The sequence below is a fragment of the Leisingera sp. F5 genome (assembly GCF_001593695.1).
The window spans coordinates 1-1,048 of record NZ_LUKH01001413.1 but is presented as its reverse complement, the minus strand read 5'-3'; the positions used below and the strand labels follow the sequence as shown (position 1 = coordinate 1,048).

General features: G+C 62.8%; 2 protein-coding genes. Both read right to left on the bottom strand.

All coding sequences use genetic code 11. The features are described from left to right. Positions 1 to 114, bottom strand: a 114-nt coding sequence (locus tag A2I95_RS41880) for a metal ABC transporter permease (protein WP_291738149.1), incomplete at its 3' end; no start/stop codon positions are given. Continuing rightward, positions 114 to 1,019 carry a manganese/iron ABC transporter ATP-binding protein gene (locus A2I95_RS41875; protein WP_281172003.1) on the bottom strand — a complete coding sequence of 302 codons (906 nt, stop codon included), beginning with the start codon at positions 1,017 to 1,019 and terminating at the stop codon, positions 114 to 116. The genes A2I95_RS41875 and A2I95_RS41880, both read right to left, overlap by 1 nt. Between the last annotated feature and the right edge of the window lie 29 nt (positions 1,020 to 1,048).

Sequence of the window (1,048 nt, the reverse complement as noted above, 5' to 3'; positions counted from 1 at the left end):
GCCCTTGAGCATCAGGTAAGCCGACAGGAAGGCGCAGACGCCGCCGACCAGGGCTGATACCCACATCGCATTGGTCATATAGCCGTAGGAGAACGGCTCCAGCAGGTATTCCATCATTCCTGTTCCCGGCTCTCGCGGGTCTGCGTTCTTTCGCCGTATTGGACAAAGGGCCGCTCGTCGTCGGTCAGGATAGTGACCTCACGGGTGTCGCCGTCGTCATGCAGCGCATCACCGCCCAGGGTGAAATGCCGCAGCACCCCGCCAAAGGCGTGTTCCAGATTGGCGCGGGTAAAGGTGGTCTCGGTCGGGCCGAACCCCAGCACGGTGCCCTTGACCAGCACGGTGCGGTCGCAGAACTCGGGCACGCTGCCCAGATTGTGGGTGGAAACCAGCATCACCCGGCCCTCCTCGCGCAACTCGCGCAGCAGGGCGATGATCTGCTCTTCGGTTTTTACATCGACGCCGGTAAAGGGCTCGTCCAGCAGGATCACCTGCCCGTCCTGCGCCAGCGCACGGGCCAGGAACACCCGCTTGCGCTGGCCGCCGGACAGCTCGCCGATCTGGCGGTGGCGGAAGTCCTGCATGTTGACCCGGCGCAGGGCCTGATCGACGGCTTCGTGATCCGCAGCCTTGGGGCGGCGCAGGAACCCCATATGGCCATAGCGGCCCATCATTACCACATCCTCGACCAGCACCGGAAAGGCCCAATCGACCTCCTCGGACTGCGGCACATAGGCGACCAGGTTTTTGCGCAAAGCTTCCTTTACAGTAATGCCGAGGATACGGATTTCGCCCTGCGCGGCCGGCACAAACCCCATGATCGCCTTGAACAGGGTCGATTTGCCGGCGCCATTCACCCCAACCAGCGCCGCGACGGTGCCGCGGGGAATGGAAAAGCTGGCATTCCACAGCGCCGTATGGCCGTTGCGGTAGGTAACGGTGACATCTTTTGCGGCGATCCCGTCATCGGCGGGCGTGGCGCTGGTATTCATTATGTGGGTCTCGCTGGCATCAAGCATGGGGCTGTCCTGCAGAGTTACACACAGAA